The organism is Methylococcus geothermalis, from assembly GCF_012769535.1.
Taxonomy (GTDB): domain Bacteria; phylum Pseudomonadota; class Gammaproteobacteria; order Methylococcales; family Methylococcaceae; genus Methylococcus; species Methylococcus geothermalis.
This window is the reverse complement of the sequence record NZ_CP046565.1, coordinates 684,165-705,690: the sequence shown is the minus strand read 5'-3', so window position 1 is coordinate 705,690 and position 21,526 is coordinate 684,165. Positions and strand designations below refer to the sequence as shown.

Here is a 21,526-nt window from a genome sequence, read left to right as displayed (position 1 = left end):
GCTTTCTCCAAGTTTCAAGCGTTTTCTGGAAAAAAAGCAGAAAACACAAAAAACGCCGACACTCGTCGGCGTTTTTTGCGCAGCAAAACCGGCTTTCGCCGTTGGCTTATTGTTGAGCCGGACCATAGATCGAACCGGCGTTCACACCCGGTCCTGGATTGTTGATGCAGGTCGGATGCCCGAATCCGCTTATGCTGGCCTGGTTGCCGATGCCCTTGTCATTGACGATGTCCTGAATCATCGCATCGTTGTTACCGGGAGAAACGCCGGCCGGGACATTCTTGACGGCGAAGGCGCCACCCGCCAGCAATTCACGCACCTTCCAGGCCACGACATGGTCGGTGCAAGACGTGTCGCCCGAAACGCCGATCGCGCCGACCTTCTGCTTGGCGGAATTATAGAGCGCGAGCCCACCGCCGAACACGTTGATGCCACCGATGCGTTTGCCCTTCAGCGGATCGTTCTTGGCGCCGAATTTGAGGGGGTTGCCGCTGTAAGACAAGGTCGCGTCGATCGGATTGCTGGCCTGCAGGCCGTAGAGGCTGCCGCTGGGCTGGGTCGCGGTGTACAGGTTGGCGGTCGACAGAGCGAGGTCGCCGGTGCTGAAAGCGTTGGCGGCATTGGCTTTCTGGGCCGAGATGTTGCGGCTGCCCAGCCAGATGTCGGCCGTCACGTCCTGCGATGCGCTCAGCGAATTGGTGACGTTGCAGATGGTACCGCTGCCGTCGACCAACGTCAGCCACATCGGGAAGCCCAAACCGCCGTTATCGAGCGATACGACGCTGCTGATCGTGGATTTCATGTTGTCGTAGGTCAGCCCCTGCTTTTCCAGGTCGGCGCAAGTCGCGGCCCAGGCGGCACTCGAAGAAAGAAGGAGGCCGGTCATGGCCCCGCAGATTTGTTTGACGTTGAACATGGAATCTCCGTGGTTACCTTTTCTTGGATGGATGAACTGCCGGTCACGGGAGACGAAAACCATGACCAGCACCGGCTTCGACATCCGGCTGCCGAAGCCTAAGCATAAAACGCCTGATTTTCTTGGACAATAGTGCATTCCGATGGAGAAAATTCCGCACACTCCAATCCGCTGCGCTCTCCCTTGCCCCGGAAGGACCTGAAACTTGCGTTGCGGGATGCGAGCGATAGCGGCGGCCGTCAGTGTCCCGCCATGAGCCCGCCGCCGATATCCGCCATATCGGAATTTTCCTCGAGGGATTTCCCGGCCTGCTCGCTAACGGTCTTCCAGGATTTCTGGTCGATGCGGAATGCATCGGCAAGCCTGAGGGGGCGGCTGCGATCCGGCTCCCGGTTGACGGCGTATTCGGACATCCAGGTGTGCCCGGTCGCCCCCTTCGCGTTGCGCACCGTCGCAACGCTTTCGGGCGACCGCCGGAAACCGCTGCCCAAAGGGACCTCGCTTTCACGGCTCTTGCCTCGCGATAACTCAATGAACAACAAGTATGCGCTGGACAGCGCGGCCTCCAAGAAATGCTTCACAGCTTGCAGCGCCTGCAGTACCTTGAGCATGACGGCGACACAGATATTGACAAATCCTGTAGTCCGCGCTTCCGCTTATCCCGGCAGCCACCGTCCACCACACCATACTACAACGCCAATAACAACCCTTGAGGAGGAAAACATGGAAATCATCACGACCAAAGCCGGCATCGAAATGCTGTTGCGTTGGGGGCATTTTCTGGGCGGCATCACCTGGATCGGGCTGCTCTATTATTTCAACTTCGTCCAGACCGAATACATGAAGGAAGCGGACGCCGGCGCCAAGTCGGACGTACTGCGCAAGCTGGCGCCCAGGGCGCTGTGGTGGTTCCGCTGGGGGGCGATGGCGACCTTCCTGACCGGCATCGCCATCATGGGAGTCCGGGGTGGCGGGATGTCCATCGACATCTATGTCGGCGCCCTGCTCGGCACCTTGATGTTCCTGAACGTGTGGCTGGTGATCTGGCCCAACCAGAAGATCGTCATCGCCTCCGCCGAAGGCGTGGCGGCGGGCGGCGAGCCGCTGCCGGGCGCGGCCGACGCGCTGGCGGCGGCGGGGGTGGCCTCGCGCAGCAACGTGATGTTCTCGGTGCCGATGCTGTTTTTCATGGGCGCCTCCGGCCATTATCCGCACGGCGGCTTCGCCGTGGTCGCGTTCCTGGCGATTTTCCTCGCGGTCATGGTGCTGGAATACAACGCCGTCTACAAGGCACTGGTCCGCTGCCCCCAATGCAACAAGTTCAAGCTGCCGCCCGCCGGCATCCTCGGCCCGATGGCCAGTGTGCCCGGCGTGATCGGCTGTGGATTCGGCCTCACGGTGGTTCTGTTCGTCATCCTGGAAGTCCTGACCTGAGCCCATTGGCCAGGGCGCTTGACTTGACCGGCAAGCAACGGCGAGAATCGGACCCATGAAACTTTCGCTGAAACCCTTCGACTTCGTGAGCTTTGCGCATCTTGGGCGCAAGCCGATGCGATGGCTGGCGCTTGCCTGCGGGGTTCCATAGAGAGTCGTCTGATTACAGGCGTTTTCGCAAAAGAGGCCGCAGGTTCCCACGAATCTGCGGCCTTTTGATTTTTTCCGTCCGGGAGGTGTGAAATGAGCGTTCCCGTCGCTTACCTGAGCGTCATCCTGCTCTGGGCCACAACCCCGCTCGCCATCAAATGGAGCGGGGAAGGGCCGGGCTATCTGTTCGGCGTCACCGGCCGCATGGCCATCGGCACGCTGTGCGTGCTGCTGCTCATGCTCGTGCTGCGGCGCCGCATCCCCTGGCACCGGAAAGCGGTCCGCACCTACCTCCTGGCGTCGATCCAGGTTTACGGAGCGATGCTCGCCGTGTACTGGGCCTCCCAGTTCATTCCTTCGGGCTGGATCTCGGTCGTGTTCGGGCTGTCGCCCCTGCTCACGGCGCTGATGGCCGCGGCCCTGCTGGGCGAACGCAGCCTCACCTGGGCCAAGCTGTCCGGCTACCTGCTGGGACTGGCCGGACTTGCGGCCCTCTTCGGTTCTGCCTTGGAGCTGGGGCCGCACGGGGTCTACGGCATCATAGGCGTGCTGCTGTCGGCCTTCCTGCAATGCCTCAGCGCGGTCGGCATCAAGCGCATGGATGCCAAGCTGCCGGCCCTGACGACGGTGGCCGGCGGATTGATGATCGCCTTGCCGGCCTATCTGCTGACCTGGGCGCTGGTCGACGGCCAATGGCCGGAGCTGCTGCCCACCACCAGCATCGCCGCCATCGCCTATCTCGGCGCGGTCGCCACGACGGTCGGGTTCGCGCTCTATTATTATGTGCTGAGCCATTTGTCGGCGACGCGGGTGGCGATGATCAGCCTGATCTCACCGGTGCTGGCCTTGTACCTGGGCCATGTCCTGAACGACGAGCCCTTGTCGCTCAGGATCGTCGGCGGCACCGCCCTGATCCTCGCGGCGCTGTTGCTGCACCAGTGGGCCGAGCGGCGAGTGGCGCAAGAGGCCTGAGAACGGGCGATGGGATGCTGAAAGTTCATCTGAACCACGAAACCGCACCAGAGTCCTGGGCGGACCTGCAAAGTCGCCTCGAACCCGGCATTCGCCTGAGTACGGGCGAATGCCGGTCGAAGCCCGACTTCGACATCCTGGTGACAGGGGAGCCGACGGCCGAGGACCTGGCGGGCCATCCGCGTCTGCGCGCGGTGATCGTACCGTGGGTGGGCGTGCCGCTGGCGACGCTCGATCTCATGCGGAGATTTCCGCGCATCGCCCTGCACAACCTGCCCTACAATATCGGGCCGACCGCGGAAATGGCGGTGGCCCTGCTCCTGGCCGCCGCCAAGCGGATCGTCCCCTACGACCAGCGGTTCCGCCGGGGCTATTGGTCGGGCGAGCCTCCGGACGTGCCCGGCTCGGTGATGCTGGATGGCGGCCTGGCCCTGATCCTGGGCTACGGCCGCATCGGACGGCGTATCGCCTTGGCCTGCCGGGGCCTCGGCATGCGGGTCGTCGGCGTGCGGCGCAGTCCCGGACCGGCCGATGAAGAACACGCCATCGCCGACCTGCCCGCGCTCTTGCCGCAGGCTACGGCCTTCATCGTCTGCCTGCCGCATACCCACGAAACGGAAGGCATGATCGGGGAGCGCGAACTGGAGCTGCTGCCGGCGAATGCCGTCATGGTGAACGTGGCGCGGGGCGCCATCGTCGAGGAAGCGGCGCTTTATCGGACATTGCGGGCCCGGCGCATCTATGCGGCCGGGATCGACGTCTGGTACCGCTACCCTTCTGCCGCCGAGCGTAAGGAGGGTTTGCCGCATCCACCCTCCGCATTCCCCTTCCATGAACTGGACAACGTGGTGATGAGTCCACACCGGGCCGGCTGGTCGGAGGAAAAGGAACCGGCCCGGATCGCCGAGCTGGCGAAAATGCTCAACGCCGCCGCCCATGGGGAACCGATGCCGTACCGGGTCGACCTCCTGCGAGGCTATTGATTTGGCCCCCCGGAAAATGAGGACGAACACATGAGCGGACGGGGTTTCTTTACCCTGAAAAACGCGGCCGAGCATCAGATCGAAGTGAAGGGCTCGCTGTTCCTCGCCTATGGTGCGCGGGCCGATACCCCGGAACAGGGCCTTGCGTTTCTCAAGACCGTGCTGGCCAGGCACCCCGACGCCTCACATCTGTGCTGGGCCTACCGGATCGACGATCAGTACCGCTTCAGCGACGGCGGCGAACCCGGCGGCACCGCCGGCCAGCCCATCCTCCGGGCCATCGAGGGCCAGGGGCTCGATCACGTGGTCGTCGGGGTGATCCGCTATTTCGGCGGCACCAAGCTGGGGGCGGGCGGACTGGTTCGGGCCTACGGCGGTGCGGCTGCGGAGGCGCTGCGCACCGCCGAGCGGCAGGAGGAGCTGCCGCGGACCGAAATCATGGTCGAAGTACCGTTCGAGCACATGGGCTCGCTTTATCGCCTGCTGGATTCGCTCGGCGTGGACGAGCGGAAAGAGACCTACACGGAACAAGGCCTGCGGGTCACATTCAGCCTGCTGGAAAGCGCCGTGGAGCGATTCCGGGGGGATCTGCGGGATGCCACGCGCGGGCAATTCTCCTTGGTCGAACCTTGATCTCAGGCGAAGTCGAACGCATCCAGCGTCAGACAGATGTCCACGCCGCATGCCGGCGTGATCGCCGCTGCCGGCAAGGGTTCCCCGCAGCGCCAGCGCTGAACCGCGCTGAACTTGCCGAAGCCGGTCGCCAGAAAAACCACCTCGCGGCTCCGGCTCAAACGGTTGGCGCTGAGGCTGACGCGCTCGGCGCACGCCCCCGGCGCATCCGTCACCGCCAGAACCTCGGCGCTGTCCGGATCGGCACCCCAGTCGCGGCCCGGAAACAGGCTGGCGGTATGGCCGTCTTCGCCCAAACCGAGCAAGGTAAGATCGAATTCGTCCACGCCCGCGACCACTTCCGCATAGCGCTCGGCGCCGCCTTGAGGTCCGAACTCCGCGGGAATGGGGTGGATCTGGGCGGCCGGAATCGGGCTGTCGTCGAGCCACGCGCGGCGGGCGATGACGGAGTTCCTCGCCGGATCATCCGCGGGGAGACAAAGCTCATCGCCCCAGTAGACATGCCACTTGCTCCATTCCGCTTCCATTCTTGCCGCCGCCAGCCGCCGGTAAATGGGCGCCGGCGTCTTGCCGCCGGCCAGCACGATGCAAAAGGCGCCACGGACCGCTATGGCCTCCCGGGCCATCCGCAATATCCCCCGCACCACCCGAATTTCGAAGTCTTCCGCCGTGGGGTAGACATGCCAGCGCTTCTGTTGTCTCGGGTACATCGGGCTTGCCCTCATAGCTGGTTGCGCCAGGTTTGTTCGAGTTTGTCGAACAGCCGGTCCGCTTCCGGCGGCCCCCACGAACCCGCCGGATACGCGTGGATGAAATCGCGCTGCCGCGTCCAATGCCTGAGGATGGGATCGACCACCCGCCAGGCCCATTCCACTTCGTCGAAGCGGAGAAACAGCGAACGGTCGCCTTCCATGACATCGAGCAGCAGCGTCTCATAGGCCTCGAGCGTCTTCTCGCGGCCGCGGCGGTACGAAGCATCGAGGCGGATGACCCGGGTATCCATGCCGAGTCCTGGCTGCTTGGAGTGCAACTCGATATGCATGCTCTCCGAGGGTTGCAGGGAAAGCAAGACCCAATTGGGTTCGATGAATTCCAGCGGCGTTTCCCGGAACAGTTGCTGGGGCGGATGGCGGAAGCGGATCGCGATGAGCGAAAGCTGCCGCGCAAGGCGCTTGCCGGTGCGCAGATAGAAAGGCACCCCGCGCCAGCGCCAGTTGTCGACATAGAATTTGGCGGTGACGAAGGTCTCCGCAATGGAGCCAGGCGCCACGCCGGGCTCCTCCTGATACCCGGGCACCGCGACGCCGTCGATCGAACCGGCGCCGTACTGCGCCCGGAAGGCATGGGCGTGAATCGATTGTTCGGGTATGGGACGGATCGACCGCAGCACCTTCACCTTTTCGTCGCGCAGGGCATCGGCCTCCAGCGCCGGCGGCGGCTCCATCGCCACCAGTGTGAGCAACTGGAGCAAATGGTTCTGCAGCATGTCCCGCAGCGCACCGGCTTTGTCGTAGTAATCGGCGCGGGTCGCGACGCCCGCCTGTTCCGCCACGGAAATCTGCACGTGGTCGATGTAATTGCGGTTCCATAGTGGTTCGATCAGGGTATTGGCGAACCGGAAAACCAGGAGATTCTGTACGGTTTCCTTGCCCAAATAGTGATCGATCCGATAGATCTGCTCCTCGTCGAAGGACTCGTGCAGCAGGCGGTTCAGCAACCGCGCACTTTCGATGTCCTCGCCGAAGGGCTTTTCCACCACGATCCGGTGCAGGCCCCGCGGGCGGTTCAGCCCGGCCAGCTCGAGCTGCTTGATGACGGCGCCGAAATCCGAGGGCTTGATGGACAGATAGAACACGGTGTCGGCGCAGGTCTGGTCAGCGCAGAGCTTGTCGCTCAGAGCCTGGTACAACGCCGGGTCGTGTAAATCGCCCGCGAGATAGGCGAAACGCTCGGCGAAACGTCGGTAGACGCGGGCATTGAACTGTTCGCCCGTCCGTCTTCGGATGCTGTTCTCCAGATGCCGGTGCCATTCATCCCCGCTCCAGGGCCGCCGACCCAGGGCAATAATGGACATCCCGGCCGGCAAGCGGCCGCCGGCCTCTAAACGATAGAGCGCGGGAAGCAGCTTGAATGCGGACAAATCACCCGTGGCCCCGAAGATGACGAAATGGCAGGGAAGCGCTTGGGGGGGTTGAGGCAAAGTCATGGAACCTCCTTTCCTTGAACCTCAGAGGATGGGAGACAGTTCGGGAGGCATGCGACCGCAGCGGTCACCCCACCGTTTCCGGGCTTGGGGATCGTTTGCGGAAACCGATTTCAGTCAGCCATCTTCGCGTGCCGAAGCCCGCTCACACTGATATTTGGCCCGCGAGTCCTCGGATCCATACCAAGGACTGATCGGCGGTAGGCCCTGGCGGGACCGACACGTGTTATGGAACCATGAAATCGCGGTGAGACTCAAGCGAAGCGGGACCCCGCCAAGCTCAGTCCAATGCCTCAACCTCGACGCGCCCGAGACCGCTCAGGCGGAGCGCCTTTGCGGCGCCGTGCGAGAGGTCGATCAGGCGCCCGCCGACGAAAGGGCCGCGGTCGTTTACGACGAGAACGATGGAGCGCCGGTTGCTGAGATTGGTGACCCTCACCCGCGTGGGTAAGGGCAGCGTGCGGTGGGCAGCGCTCAAGCCATGAGGGTTGAAACGTGTCCCCATGGCGGTTCGGTTACCGGACTCTTCGCCATACCAAGAGGCCGTCCCCCGCTCCCGGTACCCCTTGGCACTGGCCAGAGGGTAATAGGTCCGGCCCTTGACACGGTAGGCCCGATTGTAAGCGGCGCCATGGCGAGGCGTGGCATAGGACGGCGCTTCGGATCGCACCACGGATTTGCCATGATCGATATGAGTCGCGCAACCCGAGAGCAAGATCACCGCCCCCAGGCCCGAACGAACACCCCGTAACAACACCCGTCCGAGCGGGTGCCGGAAATTGCAGAAGTTTCCCTTGACGACCATCGCTATCGATTCGAAACCCAGGACTGACAGGAACGAAATCGGCGTTTCCGCGCCGATTTCCATAATCCCAAGCAAGAATCGTGACCACGCCTCTCCTTCCTATCCCGCTGATCCGCCGCGCCTTCGAGGAAGACGCGATTCGGTCTTGTCGTTCCTGGGCAACGGCCCGCCGGACTCTTGAGCGGCCAGGATTGCTTAACCGATTGATTTGTGGAGGGCTAGAGCAAACGGCCTTGCTGTCGCCAGATGACATCGCCGGCTTCGCCCGAGAATGGCTGAGAGACTAAGCGGAGGGAGACGTCTCGAGGATGGGGCGTTTGGGGATGAGGCCGGCGACCGCCCGTGGATGATCGATGACCGCCAGTGCATGCGGAGGGGAACACAGCCCCTGTAAGAGCAAAGTTGTAATGTCCCCTTTCGGCAAGATAGAGATGTCCCCTTTTGGATTTTGGAGGGGGGCGAGATGACCGAGAGGATGGTGACGATGAGCGCGAAGGAATTGGGCCGCTTGGAATTGGTGCGAGAGGTGGCAGCCAAGCGGATGAAGGTTGCCCAGGCGGCGGGACGGCTTGGGTTGTCGCCCCGTCAGATCAAGCGCCTTGTGCGAGCCTATCGGCAGGCGGGGGCAGAAGGACTGGTCAGCCGGCGCCGGGGCAAACCCTCCAACCACCGCTTCGATGAGGACTTCAAGGCAAAGGTGTTGGCGCGGGTGCGCGAGGACTACCCCGACTTCGGCCCGACGCTGGCGGCAGAGTATTTACGGGCTGAAGGGTTGTCGGTCTCCAAGGAGACCCTACGCCAGTGGATGCATCATGCCGGGCTGTGGCAGGCCAAGTCGGCGCGGGTCAAGCGCAGCCACCCGCCCCGGCTGCGCCGTCCCCGTCTCGGGGAGTTGGTGCAAATCGACGGCAGCCCCCATGACTGGTTCGAAGGACGGGGGCCGCGTTGCACCTTGATCGCCTTCATCGACGACGCCACCAGCCGCGTCATGTATGCCCGCTTCGTGCCCGCCGACTCGAAGAGCAACGGAGTTGAAACCAGCCAAGCCTACCTTGCTGCCCTGCATACCTACGTGGAGGCCTATGGCTGCCCCGCCGCGCTCTACAGTGACCGGCACGGCATCTTCACGAAACACGACCCGGAAGATGCCGAGCCGACGCAATTTCAACGCGCAACAGCCGCGTTGGGGATCGAGACCATCCAGGCCTTGACACCCCAGGCCAAGGGACGGGTGGAGCGGCTGTTTCAGACCCTGCAGGATCGGCTGGTCAAAGCCTTGCGGCTGGCGGGCATTGGCGACATGGAAGCGGCCAACGCCTTCTTGCCGGGCTATCTTGCCCGGCACAACGCCCGTTTTACGGTCGCTCCCCGAGACCCGCAGGATGCGCACCTGCCCTATACCGGAAGCCGTGAAGCCTTATCCCGCACCTGTGCCCTGCATCACCGTCGCCAATTGAGCAAGGACCTGGTGCTCTCGTTCCAGCGCCAGCGCTATGTCGTGCAGACGGGGGGCCAACCGCGCTATGCGCTGCGCAAACAGACGGTGACGGTGGTGGTCTATCCCGACCGGCCCATCGAGCTCGTGCACGGGGAAGAGGTCTTGCCTTACAAGGTGTTCGACCCTGAACAGCACGTGCCACACCCCGTGGATGACAAGACGCTCGATGCGCGGGTCGATGCGATCCTCAAAGCCCGGCCGGCACGCGCAAAGTATCGCCCGGCCCCCAACCACCCCTGGCGCGGTGCGCCGCCTACACCGTCAAACGTCAGCCGATTGACTACGCCTTGAGCACCACCCTAGCCAACCCCAAAGAGGACATTTCTACTTTGCCCAAAGTGGGGACATTTCTATTTTGTTTTGACAGAGGGGAACACAGCCCCCCATGCACTGGCTCGGCCAATCCATTTATCGCTTCAACAGCGAGTTGTAGAGCGCGCCGTCGTCCACACAGCTTTCCTTTTTCTTCAACGGTACGCAGACCTTGACGGTACCTTCGCAGACATTTTGCTGCGCATCGGTCGCGCTGAACCCGATGGTATAGACGCGCCCGTTTCCGTTCTTCTTCTTGCCGGCCCGCTCGGCGCGCAGCCTCAGCTTGTCGCCGGTCGCCTTGTGCACGATGACGGCGTCGGGACTGCTGTCCGAACTGCTGGTGCGGCGAACCGGTTCATCCTGCATGACGGACAGAATCTTGACCGCCATGTCGCTCGCCGCCGAAGATCCGGCTTCGCCAGCCAGCGCCTGGGCACTTTCACCAAGCTCCTTGAGAAGGATCCGCCGCATCTTGTGATCCGGCGCCCAGAGTCGAGCGGGATCGACCACCGCGCGATCACAGACGGGGTTTGGCGCCGGGGACGGCGTCGGCGTAGGTGTGGGAGCTGGCGTGGGGCTCGGACTGGACGTCGGCCCGGGTGTCGGGTTCGGAGACGACGTGGGCGCCGGGCTTGGAGAGGAACCGGCGCTCAAGACCTTGACGTTCATTGACGCGACTGCCGTCAAGAAGCCGTCGCTCACGGTTAACTGGAATACCAGAGTGTCGTTCTCGCCCGTCACTGCCGGAGCGACGAAACTCGGCGCCGCCGTGTCGGCGCCATTCAAGGCTACCGCGGGTCCGCCGATTTGAGCCCAGGCATAAGTCAAAGGGTCGCCGTCCGGGTCGCTGCTGCCATTGCCGTTCAGGTTAACCGTGTCTCCGGTATGCACCGTAAGATTGGCACCTGCGTTCGCCACCGGAGGGTGGTTGGTGTTGTCCACCGTCACATTGACCTGGCTAGACTATCCCGGACACATAACCTGAAATGAGATCATAGATAGAGAGATCGAGGTCGTGTGTTGAGATGAGCGAGAGAAAGCAAGCAAGCAAAGAGTTACACCGCGGAGTTCAAGGAATCGGCGGTGAAGTTGGCCGTGGAGTCGAAGCGCCCGTTGCCCCAGACGGCGCGGGAGTTGGGGGTCGGCAAGGATACGTTGTACGGCTGGGTTCGGCGGTATCACGGCAAGCCTCAGGCCGGTCAGGAGTCGGTGCATTCCGAGCACCTTGACGAAGAGCTGAGGCGGCTGCGCCGAGAGGTATCGATCTTGAAAGAGGAGCGCGACATCTTTTAAAAAAAAGCAGCGGCGTACTTCGCGAAGCATGCCACGTGAAGTACGCCTTGATTCAAGAGCATGAGGCTGTGTTTTCGGTGAGCCGGATGTGTCGTGTGTTCGACGTCTCCCGGAGCGGGTTCTACGAATGGGTGAGCCGGCCCGAGAGTGCCCGCAAGCAAGCCGATCGGCAGTTGACAGAGGACCTCAAACAGATCCTCGAGGACAGTCGCCAAACCTACGGAACATGGCCCGCTGGCGTCGACGTCCTGGCAAGGGCTTACTGGTGCCTTCCGACCGCGGCAGCCCGTACGCATCAGGTCGCTTCCAGACGAGGCTGAAGGACCCTGGCTACCTCTGCAGCATGAGTCGCAACGGCAACGGCTGGGACAACGCTCCGGCCGAGAGCTTCTTTCCTACCCTCAAAACGGAGCTGATCCCTCATCGCCGTTTCGAGACCCGGGAGCAGGCCAAGCAAGAGATCTTCGAATACCTCGAAGTGTTTTATCACCGGCAGCGCAAGCATTCGACACTCGGTGATCGAACGCCTGCCGAGTTCGACCAACTGCACCGACAAAGCTGCCTGATTTTGTGTCCGGAAAACTCTTGCCAGATCAGCGCCTCCTGGCACCCGAACGCCAGCCAGAATCGCCTGATGCTGTCCGTGCCACGACGAAAACGCGCTTGGTTGGCCGGCCTATGGGCCAATGCCTCCGCCCCGCCCTTCATCCCCGGACTGCAAAGTGGCTAATGGACAATCCGGGTTCAAGCAACCCGGATAGGTCCGCCAGATTGGTTTGGAGACGAAACCGCGCCGGTTCGGACAAAAAGCGGATTTTTTACAGTGCGCATTGCCTTCGCGGCAACTCCAGTTGGTCCCCTGCCCGCCAAGAAAGTTCCTTCCCCTGATAGAATACGAATGTACCCGATCGGCCCTCTCACGCGTACCCCTAAAGCGAATGTCAGGCCAACACCCCCCCCGATTCGATCAATGACACAGGGAATGCTTTACGTCATCTCCGCGCCCTCCGGCGCAGGCAAGACCAGTCTGGTCAACGCGCTCTGCGATGGTGCTCCTGGCCTCGCGGTATCGGTCTCCCATACGACGCGCCCTCGGCGCCCCGGTGAAGTGCCGGGGCGCGACTATTATTTCGTCGAAAAGACCGATTTCGAGCAAATGATCGCGGACGAGGCATTTCTGGAATACGCCCGCGTCTTCGACAATTACTACGGTACCGCGAAAGCGACGGTCGAGGAGATGCTGGCAGGCGGGCTGGATGCCATACTCGAAATCGATTGGCAAGGCGCCCGCCAAGTCCGCGAGCTGATGCCCGAATGCGTGTCCATCTTCATCCTGCCACCCTCCCGCGAGGCGCTCGAACAGCGCTTGCGCAGCCGCCGTCAGGATTCCGAAGCGGTGATCGCCCGTCGCATGCAGGCAGCCATTTCCGAAATGTCGCATTATGCGGAATACGATTACCTGGTCGTCAACGACGACTTCAATCTCGCCCTGAGCCAGCTCCGCAGCATCGTCCAGGCTCAGCGACTGACCGTCCGGCGGCAGGTGCCGCAGCTGGAGCACCTGATTGCCGGACTGCTGGCCTGATCATTCTTTGACAGGCCGCTTTTCCAGCTTGCGCTGCAGCGTGCGCCGGTGCATCCCGAGCGCGCGCGCCGCCGCCGAAATATTGCCGTCGTGCTCGACCAGGATCTTCTGTAAATGCTCCCATTCGAGCCGCTTGACCGAAAGCGGCTTTTCCTTGATTTCAACGGAGGTATCGCCCTCGTCCTTGTGGAGTGCGGCCAGGATTTCGTCGGTATCGGCCGGCTTCGTGAGATAGTGGGTAGCCCCCAGTTTGATGGCTTCGACCGCCGTCGCGATGCTGGCAAACCCCGTCAGCACGACGATGCGGGTGTTGGAATCCAGTTCGTGCAGGCGCTTGACCAGGGCCAGACCCGACTCGTGTCCGATCCGTAGATCGACCACTGCGTATTCCGGCTCGATCCGCGCGGCCAGATCGAGGCCGGTTTCCACATCATTGGCGGCATGGACGGTGTAATTCCGCCGGGCAAGAGCCTGCCGCAGCACCTCGCAATAGGTGGGATCGTCATCCACCAACAACAGATGGGGACTCTCGTTTTTCTCTTCTTGCGTGCTCATATCGATGATGGCATCAAAGGGAGAACAATGCGGGTTCGCGTGCCGCCCTGCATGCGGGCGGACATGCTGATGACGCCGCCCAGGCGTTCGATGGTGGAGAAGGCCAGGAACAGTCCGACCCCCAAGCCGTGATCCTTGGTGGTCACCGGCGATTTGCCGAGTTGTTGGCTGAGTTCCGGCGTCACCCCCGGGCCGTGGTCGATGACGTCCAGGGTAACCCGTTCCGCAGTCCAGCGCGCTTCGAACTGTATGCCTTCCGGGGACACATCCGCAGCGTTGTTGATGATGTTGACCAGCGCATGCGTCAGGCTGCGCTCGGCGATGATCGAGGGGATCGGCCGCGTCCCGTTGCGGTAATAGCCGATTGGCGTCGGCAGGCGTTGCTGCTTCCAGTCTTCTATCACGGCATCGAGGTAGTCTGGCAGCGGCATGACGTGGCCGCTTTCCGCCCGCCCTTCGCCCGCGGACGCGGACATCACGGCCAGCGCGTTCTTGCAGCGCTTGACCTGCTCGCGCAGTATCTGCATCTTGCTCTGAAGATCGTCGCGCTGCTCGGCTTCGAATTCCTGCTCCAATTCACTGATCAAGATGGCCATGGTACCCAGCGGCGTCCCCATTTCGTGGGCAGCGCCAGCAGCGAGTGTCCCCAGCGCGATGACGCGCTCGTTTCTCAGGCTCTGTTCGCGGACTTCGGCGAGTTTGCGCTCCCGTTCACGAAGGTTTTCCGCCATTTCGGCGACGAAGTAGGCCACCAGGGCCGCGCTGAACACGAATCCGAACCACATGCCGAAAGCATGGAGCTGCACATGATGCTCCTCGATGACCGCATGCAGATGGGCGTGCTGAGGGTCGATCATGAACGCATGGGCCGGGACGGGGGGCGTCAATGTTTCCGGATTGAGCGCCGGGAGCGGCTGGTAGTAACCGATCAGAATCGTGTAGCAACCGGAAGCCAGGATGACGAGATACCAGGTGAAGGCGCGCGAAAGCACCGTCGCGGCGATGATGAGGGGAAGCAGGAAAAACCAGGCGATGGGGTTGTTGGCGCCGCCGGTAAAGTAGAGGATCAAGGCGATGACGAAGACATCGACCATGAGCTGGATGAACAGATCGATCTGCGTGGTCGGCTCGATATCGGACAGCTTGAGCCAAGTCCACCAGTTGAATACCGACTGGATCGTCACGATTCCCCAAAGCGGCGCTTGGCGCAAGGGAATGTCGAGGCCGTAGACGCTGAACAGGATCATGAAGGCCTGAGCGCCGATCATCAAATTGCGGAGAACGAACAACCATTGAAGATTCTTGCGGTTGGTATTGTCCGAATCCGAAGGGATCGGGATGTTCATGGAATCGCTCATGCGCTTATCTTACTGATGGGGAGGGCGACGAGGGCATCTGCGGCAATTTGCCACAGCGGCCCGAACTTGAGGGCAACCCGCATTCCGCGAGAGGAAGGGAAAACTGGCACGGAGACGGACTTCAACCCGAAGTCCAACGAGAGGGGGCTTGACAAAATGTGCGACATCCTGCCACGCGACAATTTGTCACATTCACGTCACAGGTGTGGCTTGATAACCTATAGCCGTCATCGAGACTACCTCCCTCGAGTTGACCCGCCGCACGGTAGTGCGAGCGACTCCTCCTCTTTCGACGCAGGGCTGATCCCCCTGCGTTTTTTATCATCAGTCCGACCATCCCGGCTGACGCATCAGCCACCACCGCCTTTCCTGAGTCCGTCGCACTGTGGCTGACGGCCGGCTGCATTCGCCTGTCGCTGCAAATCGAGCGCGTGAGGCATCCGCTTTGCCAGGTCCTGCATGCGGGTGGCGTGCGAAGGATGAGTGGATAGAAATTCGATCGGCTGGCCGCTCCCCGAGCTTGCCATGTTGTTCCACAGCTCGATGCTCTGGCGCGGGTCGAAACCGGCACTCGCCATGAGATCCAGCCCGACCAGATCCGCCTCGCTTTCCTGGGTACGGCTATAGGGCATCAGAATGCCGTATTGCGCACCGATCCCCAGCAGCCCCATGACCGTCTTGCCGGACGCGGACGTGGGATCGGCCATGGCCTGCATGGCGTTCAGCCCCTGTTGGACGGCGACCTGCTGAGACAGCCGCTCATTGGCATGACGGGAAAGCACGTGGGCAACCTCATGCGCCAGCACCGTCGCCAGTTGATCCTGGTTCCGGGCGACCCGGAGCATGCCGGTGTGCACGCCGATCTTGCCGCCGGGCAAGGCAAAGGCATTGGGACTATCCTGCTTGAACAGCACGACTTCCCAGCTTCCCCCGACGTCGCGCGTCACCGCATCGGCGACACAGAGCACATAGTCGTTGGCCTGTCGGTCCGGTTCTGTCGGCATTTCCCGCTTCACGGCGGCAAAAGACTGATCGCCCAGCATCGCCATCTGGCTCTCCGGCAACAGCATGAGCTGGCTCCGCCCCAAAGGAGAAGTGGCACAGGCGCTCATGACAATGCCCAGGAGCGGTACGGCTGCTTTCTTCATGGCGGATGACCGCGGCAAAACCAAAGCATCGGATCATATCGGATCGGCCCGCGCCTATTCAATCCGAAAAATCCGGACACTCGACTCCCGTCCCTCGCAACCCGCAGTAACCGTCCGGATTCCTTGCGAGATATTGCTGGTGATAGCTTTCGGCGTAATAAAATTCGGGGGCCATTCGAATTTCCGTGGTAATGGCGCCGCGGCCAGCCCGTTCGAGCGCCCGCTGATAGACCTCGCGCGAATCCAGAGCCCGTGCGAGCTGCTCCGGCGTGACGGCATAGATCGCGGAGCGATACTGAGTCCCCAGATCGTTGCCTTGGCGCATGCCCTGCGTCGGATCATGGGATGTCCAGAAAACCCGCAACAGGGCGTCGAACCGGACTACCTCGGGCTCGAATACGACCAGCACGACCTCGGCATGCCCCGTCCTGCCGGTGCAGACCTCCTCGTAGGTGGGATGGGGCGTCAATCCTCCGGCATACCCTACCGCCGTCGAGTACACACCGGTCAGCGTCCAGAACCGCCGTTCCGCTCCCCAGAAACACCCCATCCCGAAGAACACGGCCTGCGTACCGACGGGAAAAGGCGGCTGGATCCGATGGCCATGGACGAAGTGCGTTTCGGTCACCCGCATGGGCGTGGAGCGGCCCGGCAGGGCATGGCGGGGATCGGGCAGCGCTGATTTGGCGAACTTGAACGACATGGCGAACTCCTCGGTATCGAAGGGAGTGAGAGGGAAATGGAAATCCTATAATGTCGGTCTTCTCATCGGAAACTTGCGAACCTCATGAAAAATTCCGACAGCTTTCAGCGCTTCCTGTTCGAAGACGTCGGCATCCGTGGCGAACTGGTCCGCCTTGATGCAAGCTGGCAAGCCGTGCTTCAGCGACATCCCTATCCCGCGAACGTGAGCCGTCATTTAGGTCAGGCACTCGCCGCCGTGGTGCTGCTTTCCGGAACGATCAAGTTCAAGGGGGCATTGATCGTCCAGATCCAGAGCCAAGGCCCGCTGTACACGCTGGTTGCCCAGGCCACCCACCGGCAGACCATACGCGGCATCGCCCACTGGCGCGATCCGGTGCCCGAAGGTAGCTTGCGCGAGGTTTTCGGCGAGGGAAGACTCGTTCTCACCCTACAGAACGACGGTACGGAACCCTATCAGGGCGTCGTGGCGCTCGAAGGGAAGAGCCTGGCTTCCGCGCTGGAAAGCTATTTCTCCAACTCCGAACAATTGGCGACCCGGCTCTGGCTGTTTGCGGACGGCCAGCGTGCCGCCGGACTGTTCCTGCAGGTTCTGCCGGCGCAGATACGCGCCGAGGACGACTGGACGCGACTGGTCACACTGGCCGAGACGATCACGGAGCACGAAATGCTTCACCTGCCGTTCGAAGATGTCCTTTACCGGCTTTATCACGAAGAGAAGGTGCGAGTGTTCGAAGCCGAGCCGGTGGTGTTCCGCTGCACCTGCTCCCGCCAGCGGATCGAAGCCATGCTGCTCGCCCTCGGTAAGGCGGAGGTCGAGGACATCCTTGAGGAAAAAGGTCGCATCGAAGTCGATTGCGATTTCTGCAACAAGCGGTACCAATTCGACCGGGTCGATATCGGCGCGCTGTTCTCGGACGAAATCAAGAGCGCGCCCTCGTCTACCCGGCATTGACCTGCACCGCCTCTGGCCATTGAGCGAAATCGCTCAGGGGAGAGGCGTATCACACCATCTTCCCCGCCCCGCACCTCCCCTTGAAAGCCGTCCGCGGCAGGGAAGGGAGGGCGCCAACCCCCCGCCCGTGCGGCATGAGGTCGCAGCGCCGGCCGACTCGGCGAAGGCGCGCCGCTAATGTCACGGATAAGCCCATGCGCCTCATCGATCAACGCCCCTCAATCGAATCAACGACTTGAAACAGGCCTTGCCGTCGGCGCGAGCACCAGGAGGAAATCCGGGCCAGCCGGCTTTTCCCTGCCGAAGCCGGTCATCGGCATCGACGCCAACTGTGCCTCCAAAGCCTGATCAATGCCATTGGCACCGTTATTGCGCAACGGTCACACCATAGGAAGTGTCATCTTACCCAGACTGTGGCCAGCTATCGCGCTCCCGGCGTGACGAGGAATCGATATGACGGAAGAAACCACCAAGACCTCGGAATATTTCGATCTGCAATGAGCGTGACGCTGTCCGCTTGGGGATAGCGCGCCTTCGGCGACGCAACTACTTGGCTCCGGGCGAAATACATCAATACGGCCCATATCCATGGCTCCAATCCGACCATGGACAAATCGGCCTACATCGGTAACGGAGCCTGGCTGATGCCCGACGACAACCCGCAGAATGACGGCGGCGACGTCCTCAACATGCTCGTCGGCGGCAGCTACCAGTATCACGGCTACAGCATAGGCGTCGAAGGCGGCATACCTGTCTACCAGAACCTGAACGGCATCCAGTTGCGCAATAGCTGGTATCTGAACGCCGGCTTTCAAGCCATGTTTTGATGCCGGAACGCATCCTTCCGCTCAGGGCGGGTTTCCGGCAGCCGCCCCCACTGGCGCGAGCGACCGAAAATCGTCTATGGCCGGAAACTCGGCGATATCCGCCGCTGCCCGCTTGCTGTCGGCCTTGCGCACGGCCACGAGATGCCGGGGCCCCCATTGCCGTGCCGAGCGCAGCACCGGCAGGCTGTCGTCGACCAGCAGGGTGGCTTCGGGATCGTAGGGCTCGACCTCGTGCAGGCGCCGCCAGAACAGCGGGTCTTCTTTCGGCAGGCCGATGGAATGCGAGCTGATGATGGCGTCGAAGAACACGTTGAGGGCGGTTTTCTCCAGCTTGAGTCCCAGGCTCTTGGGATGGGCATTGGTCACCAGGACCAGCCGTGGCCCCGCCGACCGTACAGCCTCGAGAAACTCGGTCACATGGGGCAGCACGGCGATCAATCCGGCGATTTCGGCTTTCATCGCCGGGATGTCCAGTCCCAGCGCCTGGCTCCAATAGTCCAGGCAATACCACTCCAGCCGGCCTTCCATCGCCCGGAACCGTGGCATCAGCTCCGCTTTGGCTTCCGCCGGGCTCAGGCCATTGCGCTCGGCGTAGCGCAGGGGCACGAACTCGAGCCAGAAGTGGTTATCGAAATTGAGATCCAGCAGCGTGCCGTCCATGTCGAGAAACACGCTGCGGATGCGTTTCCAGGGAATCATCGGTTACCATGTCCCGCTTGATTTATCGAAAGCCCAGCCCCGTGAGTAGCCAAGGAAACCATTCCATGCCCATGATGAAGGAGCCTTCCCGCCTGCTCGAATCCGTGGTCGCGCTGGCCAAGGAAGCCGGCCTGGCCATCCTCGCGATCTACGGCTCGGAGTTCAGCGTGGCACGGAAATCGGACCAGTCGCCGCTGACGGCGGCGGACCTCGCGTCGCACGACGTGATTGTAGCCGGACTCGGCCGGCTCAAGCCTAAGTTTCCGGTGCTCTCGGAAGAGTCCGCCGCCACCGCCTTCGAAGATCGGAAAAACTGGACCTCGTTCTGGCTGGTCGATCCGCTGGATGGCACCAAGGAATTCGTGAAAAGGAACGGGGAGTTCACGGTGAACATCGCCCTGGTGCATGAACACGTCCCGGTCCTGGGCGTCGTTCATGCCCCGGCCTTGGGACTGACGTATTTCGCCGCCGAAGGTTGCGGCGCCTTTCGCCAGCACGACGAGGAAACGCCCCAGCGCATCCGGGCGCGGCCGCGGGCGGCGCGGCCCCCGGTCGTTGTCGGCAGCCGGTCGCATCTGAATGCCGAAATGGAGACGTATCTGAACCGTTTGGGCGACTGTGAGCTGCGACCGATGGGCAGCTCCCTCAAGCTTTGCCTGGTCGCGGAAGGAACCGCCGATCTGTATCCGCGGATCGGCCTGACTTCCGAGTGGGACACGGCGGCGGCGCATTGCGTCGTCACCGAGGCCGGCGGCGCCGTCACCGACCTCAAGGGCGACCCCTTGGTCTACAACGCCCGGGACGGCGTCTTGAACCCGTATTTCCTGGTCTATGGCGACAAGAGCCGTCCCTGGCTCGACTATGCGCGGGGGATCGAAGGCTAGGCCGCGTTGGCCCGACGCTGGGGGGCGGCGCCGTAGTCGTAGCGGACCTCGTCCCATACGCTGCGGACCCAGGCATGGTCGATGTGCCTGTCGCCAGCTTTCAGCCAGCCGACGATGTGGGAAGCCACGTCCGGGTAGACGACCCGCACCGCATGCCCGTTCTTGAGCCAATGCGCCACCGACGCCCGGTCCAGCTCCGGCATCACCGCGCCGAGCTGCGTCTGCTCCAGCCCCAAGGCATTGGAAAGCTGTTCCATTTGCGCTCTCAGGGGCTTCACCAGCAGCTTCTTGCCCATCTGCAGAGCTTCGCTCGCCAGTTCGAAGCCGGCATTGCAGATCACGGAACTGCAATCGCGCAGATCCTGCTGGAAGCCGGTGCGCGACAGTTGCTTGATATGGATGTGCTCCGGCCGGTCCCGGCTGACCGCGGGGCTGTAGACGTGGAATTCGTATTCGCGCAAGGGTTCCAGCAGCGTGACGATTTCGCGGATGTCCTCGAACGGAAGGTAGACCAGCACCTTGTGTTCGAGCACGGTCTCCGGCTCCGGCGGCGTTTCGATGATCGGCGGCAGGATCGGCTGCTCGAAATGGTGCCAGTGAAGACCCAGCCCGACGCTGGCAGGGGCGAAATATTTGAGTACGGTGCGCGCGAGAATGTCGTCCCCGGTCTTGGGGATGGGATAGCCGAACGCGTACTGATGGCCGATGCCGATGACTTCGCGCTTCTGCATCCTGGCGGCCCATGCCGTGACCGGCTCGAAGTCGGTGATGATCAGGTCATAATGCGTGAGGTCCAGCGTCCGGACATCGCGGATGAACCGCATGAGGTCATTGCGAACCGAGGTCTTCAGATAGGACACCCGCCCGGCCTTGGTCGAAAACGTCAGCCCCTTGCGCCACAGGTAGTCGCCGAAAACCTCCATTTCGAACAAATGATCCCAGGGACGGCCGGTAAACAGGTAGGTCACCTCGAACCCGGCCGCCTCGAGCGCGGGCGCCATGACCCGCGCCCGCGTGATGTGTCCGTTGCCCGTGGCCTGGACGCCGTAAAAGATTCTCACGTCAGAAACACTCCCAAACTGAGGAAAGCGACGGTCGTGCCCATGGCGAGACCCACGAGCACGTCGGTGGGGAAGTGGACGCCCAGGAAAATGCGCGATAATCCCACCGCACCGGCCCAGCCGTACCATGCGGGCAAGCAGGCCGGATACGCGGCTGCGATGACCGTCGCCATCAGGAACGCGCCGGAGGTGTGGCCGGAAGGAAAGCTGAACCGGTCGGACGGGATGATAAAGCTGCGGTAATCCCGGATCGCCGCGGCGGGCCGGTCGCGGCGCAAGCTGTTCTTGACGATGAAATAAAGCGGCCGCTCGATCGCAAAAGCCAGCAACGCGGATTTCAGCAACGCCAGATTCAGCTCGTCGCCGCTGGCAAACCAATACAGGCCGAGCAAGGCATAGAGATAACCGTCGCCGGTGCGCGAAACCCAACGGCTGCACCGAGCACAGAACTCGAGGTGCTTGCGATTCATGAACCAGATGAACATGAATACGTCGCAACGGTGGATGGCGTGGATCAGTTTCATGGCAGCGCCCCGGCAGAAACGAATGC

The 21,526-nt window shown here is 62.3% G+C and carries 23 protein-coding genes and 1 pseudogene; 11 read left to right on the top strand and 13 right to left on the bottom strand.

Going from position 1 to position 21,526, the window contains the following annotated elements:
• Positions 1–106 precede the first annotated feature (106 nt).
• Together GNH96_RS03350 and GNH96_RS03345 are read right to left on the bottom strand one after the other, a co-directional pair.
• The gene (locus tag GNH96_RS03350; protein WP_169602273.1) at positions 107–916 is read right to left on the bottom strand and encodes a GlcG/HbpS family heme-binding protein; all 810 of its coding nucleotides are present in this window, start codon (positions 914–916) and stop codon (positions 107–109) included.
• 239 nt (positions 917–1,155) lie between these two features.
• Positions 1,156–1,527, bottom strand: coding sequence for a hypothetical protein (locus GNH96_RS03345; protein ID WP_169602272.1), 372 nt, complete (start codon positions 1,525–1,527; stop codon positions 1,156–1,158).
• A gap of 112 nt (positions 1,528–1,639) precedes the next feature.
• Here GNH96_RS03345 and GNH96_RS03340 point away from each other — a divergent pair, with 112 nt between their 5' ends.
• From GNH96_RS03340 to GNH96_RS03325, 4 genes are all read left to right on the top strand, one after another.
• The gene (locus tag GNH96_RS03340; RefSeq protein ID WP_169602270.1) at positions 1,640–2,350 is read left to right on the top strand and encodes a urate hydroxylase PuuD; all 711 of its coding nucleotides are present in this window, start codon (positions 1,640–1,642) and stop codon (positions 2,348–2,350) included.
• 243 nt (positions 2,351–2,593) lie between these two features.
• Positions 2,594–3,472: a DMT family transporter gene (locus tag GNH96_RS03335; RefSeq protein ID WP_169602268.1), complete on the top strand. Its 879-nt coding sequence runs from the start codon at positions 2,594–2,596 to the stop codon at positions 3,470–3,472.
• Positions 3,473–3,486: 14 nt separating this feature from the next.
• The gene (locus GNH96_RS03330; RefSeq protein ID WP_169602266.1) at positions 3,487–4,455 is read left to right on the top strand and encodes a 2-hydroxyacid dehydrogenase; all 969 of its coding nucleotides are present in this window, start codon (positions 3,487–3,489) and stop codon (positions 4,453–4,455) included.
• 30 nt (positions 4,456–4,485) lie between these two features.
• On the top strand, positions 4,486–5,088 hold the full coding sequence (locus GNH96_RS03325; RefSeq protein WP_169602264.1) for an IMPACT family protein: 603 nt from the start codon (positions 4,486–4,488) through the stop codon (positions 5,086–5,088).
• A 2-nt stretch (positions 5,089–5,090) separates the two neighbouring features.
• On the opposite strand, the gene pgl is transcribed toward GNH96_RS03325, so the two are convergent.
• The 3 genes from pgl to GNH96_RS03310 all read right to left on the bottom strand — a co-directional run bounded on the left by pgl (position 5,091) and on the right by GNH96_RS03310 (position 8,159).
• Positions 5,091–5,798, bottom strand: coding sequence for a 6-phosphogluconolactonase (pgl, locus tag GNH96_RS03320; RefSeq protein ID WP_169602262.1), 708 nt, complete (start codon positions 5,796–5,798; stop codon positions 5,091–5,093).
• Positions 5,799–5,809: 11 nt separating this feature from the next.
• The gene (gene zwf, locus GNH96_RS03315; protein WP_169602260.1) at positions 5,810–7,294 is read right to left on the bottom strand and encodes a glucose-6-phosphate dehydrogenase; all 1,485 of its coding nucleotides are present in this window, start codon (positions 7,292–7,294) and stop codon (positions 5,810–5,812) included.
• A gap of 277 nt (positions 7,295–7,571) precedes the next feature.
• Positions 7,572–8,159 (bottom strand): septal ring lytic transglycosylase RlpA family protein, encoded by a 588-nt coding sequence (locus tag GNH96_RS03310; RefSeq protein WP_228719994.1) that lies wholly within the window; start codon positions 8,157–8,159, stop codon positions 7,572–7,574.
• Positions 8,160–8,580: 421 nt separating this feature from the next.
• Here GNH96_RS03310 and GNH96_RS03305 point away from each other — a divergent pair, with 421 nt between their 5' ends.
• Positions 8,581–9,885 (top strand): ISNCY family transposase, encoded by a 1,305-nt coding sequence (locus GNH96_RS03305; RefSeq protein ID WP_223163462.1) that lies wholly within the window; start codon positions 8,581–8,583, stop codon positions 9,883–9,885.
• 117 nt (positions 9,886–10,002) lie between these two features.
• On the opposite strand, the gene GNH96_RS03300 is transcribed toward GNH96_RS03305, so the two are convergent.
• Positions 10,003–10,851 carry a PKD domain-containing protein gene (locus GNH96_RS03300; protein WP_228719993.1) on the bottom strand — a complete coding sequence of 283 codons (849 nt, stop codon included), beginning with the start codon at positions 10,849–10,851 and terminating at the stop codon, positions 10,003–10,005.
• 114 nt (positions 10,852–10,965) lie between these two features.
• Between GNH96_RS03300 and GNH96_RS03295 the strand changes: the two are divergent.
• The 3 genes and pseudogenes from GNH96_RS03295 to gmk form a co-directional block, all read left to right on the top strand.
• Positions 10,966–11,202: pseudogene (locus tag GNH96_RS03295) on the top strand (transposase); the annotation flags it as partial.
• Between the two features lie 226 nt (positions 11,203–11,428).
• Positions 11,429–11,932 (top strand): IS3 family transposase, encoded by a 504-nt coding sequence (locus GNH96_RS03290; RefSeq protein ID WP_169602257.1) that lies wholly within the window; start codon positions 11,429–11,431, stop codon positions 11,930–11,932.
• A gap of 240 nt (positions 11,933–12,172) precedes the next feature.
• Positions 12,173–12,787, top strand: coding sequence for a guanylate kinase (gene gmk / locus GNH96_RS03285; protein WP_169602256.1), 615 nt, complete (start codon positions 12,173–12,175; stop codon positions 12,785–12,787).
• Here gmk and GNH96_RS03280 read toward each other — a convergent pair whose 3' ends face one another.
• From GNH96_RS03280 to msrA, 4 genes are all read right to left on the bottom strand, one after another.
• Positions 12,788–13,342 carry a response regulator transcription factor gene (locus GNH96_RS03280; RefSeq protein ID WP_169602255.1) on the bottom strand — a complete coding sequence of 185 codons (555 nt, stop codon included), beginning with the start codon at positions 13,340–13,342 and terminating at the stop codon, positions 12,788–12,790.
• A complete protein-coding gene (locus tag GNH96_RS03275; RefSeq protein WP_169602253.1) occupies positions 13,339–14,688 on the bottom strand; it encodes an ATP-binding protein in 1,350 nt (449 codons plus the stop codon). Before GNH96_RS03275 ends, GNH96_RS03280 begins: the two co-directional genes overlap by 4 nt.
• 362 nt (positions 14,689–15,050) lie before the next feature.
• A complete protein-coding gene (locus GNH96_RS03270; protein WP_169602251.1) occupies positions 15,051–15,848 on the bottom strand; it encodes a M48 family metallopeptidase in 798 nt (265 codons plus the stop codon).
• A 58-nt stretch (positions 15,849–15,906) separates the two neighbouring features.
• Entirely contained in the window at positions 15,907–16,551 is a 645-nt protein-coding gene (gene msrA, locus GNH96_RS03265; protein WP_169602249.1) for a peptide-methionine (S)-S-oxide reductase MsrA, read from the bottom strand.
• Positions 16,552–16,635: 84 nt separating this feature from the next.
• On the opposite strand from msrA, the gene hslO reads away from it, so the two are divergent.
• On the top strand, positions 16,636–17,505 hold the full coding sequence (gene hslO / locus GNH96_RS03260) for an Hsp33 family molecular chaperone HslO (protein WP_169602247.1): 870 nt from the start codon (positions 16,636–16,638) through the stop codon (positions 17,503–17,505).
• Positions 17,506–18,110: 605 nt separating this feature from the next.
• Positions 18,111–18,332 (top strand): hypothetical protein, encoded by a 222-nt coding sequence (locus GNH96_RS03255; protein WP_169602245.1) that lies wholly within the window; start codon positions 18,111–18,113, stop codon positions 18,330–18,332.
• Positions 18,333–18,353: 21 nt separating this feature from the next.
• Here GNH96_RS03255 and yrfG read toward each other — a convergent pair whose 3' ends face one another.
• Complete coding sequence (gene yrfG / locus GNH96_RS03250) at positions 18,354–19,031, bottom strand: GMP/IMP nucleotidase (RefSeq protein WP_169602243.1); 678 nt, start codon at positions 19,029–19,031, stop codon at positions 18,354–18,356.
• 65 nt (positions 19,032–19,096) lie between these two features.
• Here yrfG and cysQ point away from each other — a divergent pair, with 65 nt between their 5' ends.
• Positions 19,097–19,915, top strand: a complete 819-nt coding sequence (gene cysQ / locus GNH96_RS03245) for a 3'(2'),5'-bisphosphate nucleotidase CysQ (protein ID WP_169602241.1) — start codon at positions 19,097–19,099, stop codon at positions 19,913–19,915.
• On the opposite strand, the gene GNH96_RS03240 is transcribed toward cysQ, so the two are convergent.
• Positions 19,912–20,976, bottom strand: a complete 1,065-nt coding sequence (locus GNH96_RS03240) for an MJ1255/VC2487 family glycosyltransferase (RefSeq protein ID WP_169602239.1) — start codon at positions 20,974–20,976, stop codon at positions 19,912–19,914. The genes cysQ and GNH96_RS03240 overlap by 4 nt on opposite strands.
• A complete protein-coding gene (locus GNH96_RS03235; protein WP_169602237.1) occupies positions 20,973–21,500 on the bottom strand; it encodes a phosphatase PAP2 family protein in 528 nt (175 codons plus the stop codon). The genes GNH96_RS03240 and GNH96_RS03235 overlap by 4 nt, the downstream gene beginning before the upstream one ends.
• Positions 21,501–21,526 lie beyond the last annotated feature (26 nt).

Excerpts from the sequence above, each read along its gene's own strand:
- cysQ (WP_169602241.1), top strand. The coding sequence starts at position 19,097 with ATGCCCATGATGAAGGAGCCTTCCCGCCTGCTCGAATCCGTGGTCGCG.
- hslO (WP_169602247.1), top strand. The coding sequence starts at position 16,636 with ATGAAAAATTCCGACAGCTTTCAGCGCTTCCTGTTCGAAGACGTCGGC.
- zwf (WP_169602260.1), bottom strand. The coding sequence starts at position 7,294 with ATGACTTTGCCTCAACCCCCCCAAGCGCTTCCCTGCCATTTCGTCATC.
- GNH96_RS03290 (WP_169602257.1), top strand. The coding sequence starts at position 11,429 with ATGGCCCGCTGGCGTCGACGTCCTGGCAAGGGCTTACTGGTGCCTTCC.
- GNH96_RS03330 (WP_169602266.1), top strand. The coding sequence starts at position 3,487 with ATGCTGAAAGTTCATCTGAACCACGAAACCGCACCAGAGTCCTGGGCG.
- GNH96_RS03275 (WP_169602253.1), bottom strand. The coding sequence starts at position 14,688 with ATGAACATCCCGATCCCTTCGGATTCGGACAATACCAACCGCAAGAAT.
- GNH96_RS03305 (WP_223163462.1), top strand. The coding sequence starts at position 8,581 with ATGAGCGCGAAGGAATTGGGCCGCTTGGAATTGGTGCGAGAGGTGGCA.
- GNH96_RS03280 (WP_169602255.1), bottom strand. The coding sequence starts at position 13,342 with ATGAGCACGCAAGAAGAGAAAAACGAGAGTCCCCATCTGTTGTTGGTG.
- GNH96_RS03310 (WP_228719994.1), bottom strand. The coding sequence starts at position 8,159 with ATGGAAATCGGCGCGGAAACGCCGATTTCGTTCCTGTCAGTCCTGGGT.
- msrA (WP_169602249.1), bottom strand. The coding sequence starts at position 16,551 with ATGTCGTTCAAGTTCGCCAAATCAGCGCTGCCCGATCCCCGCCATGCC.
- GNH96_RS03335 (WP_169602268.1), top strand. The coding sequence starts at position 2,594 with ATGAGCGTTCCCGTCGCTTACCTGAGCGTCATCCTGCTCTGGGCCACA.
- GNH96_RS03340 (WP_169602270.1), top strand. The coding sequence starts at position 1,640 with ATGGAAATCATCACGACCAAAGCCGGCATCGAAATGCTGTTGCGTTGG.
- GNH96_RS03350 (WP_169602273.1), bottom strand. The coding sequence starts at position 916 with ATGTTCAACGTCAAACAAATCTGCGGGGCCATGACCGGCCTCCTTCTT.
- GNH96_RS03325 (WP_169602264.1), top strand. The coding sequence starts at position 4,486 with ATGAGCGGACGGGGTTTCTTTACCCTGAAAAACGCGGCCGAGCATCAG.
- GNH96_RS03345 (WP_169602272.1), bottom strand. The coding sequence starts at position 1,527 with ATGCTCAAGGTACTGCAGGCGCTGCAAGCTGTGAAGCATTTCTTGGAG.
- pgl (WP_169602262.1), bottom strand. The coding sequence starts at position 5,798 with ATGTACCCGAGACAACAGAAGCGCTGGCATGTCTACCCCACGGCGGAA.
- GNH96_RS03255 (WP_169602245.1), top strand. The coding sequence starts at position 18,111 with ATGGACAAATCGGCCTACATCGGTAACGGAGCCTGGCTGATGCCCGAC.
- GNH96_RS03235 (WP_169602237.1), bottom strand. The coding sequence starts at position 21,500 with ATGAAACTGATCCACGCCATCCACCGTTGCGACGTATTCATGTTCATC.
- gmk (WP_169602256.1), top strand. The coding sequence starts at position 12,173 with ATGACACAGGGAATGCTTTACGTCATCTCCGCGCCCTCCGGCGCAGGC.
- GNH96_RS03270 (WP_169602251.1), bottom strand. The coding sequence starts at position 15,848 with ATGAAGAAAGCAGCCGTACCGCTCCTGGGCATTGTCATGAGCGCCTGT.
- yrfG (WP_169602243.1), bottom strand. The coding sequence starts at position 19,031 with ATGATTCCCTGGAAACGCATCCGCAGCGTGTTTCTCGACATGGACGGC.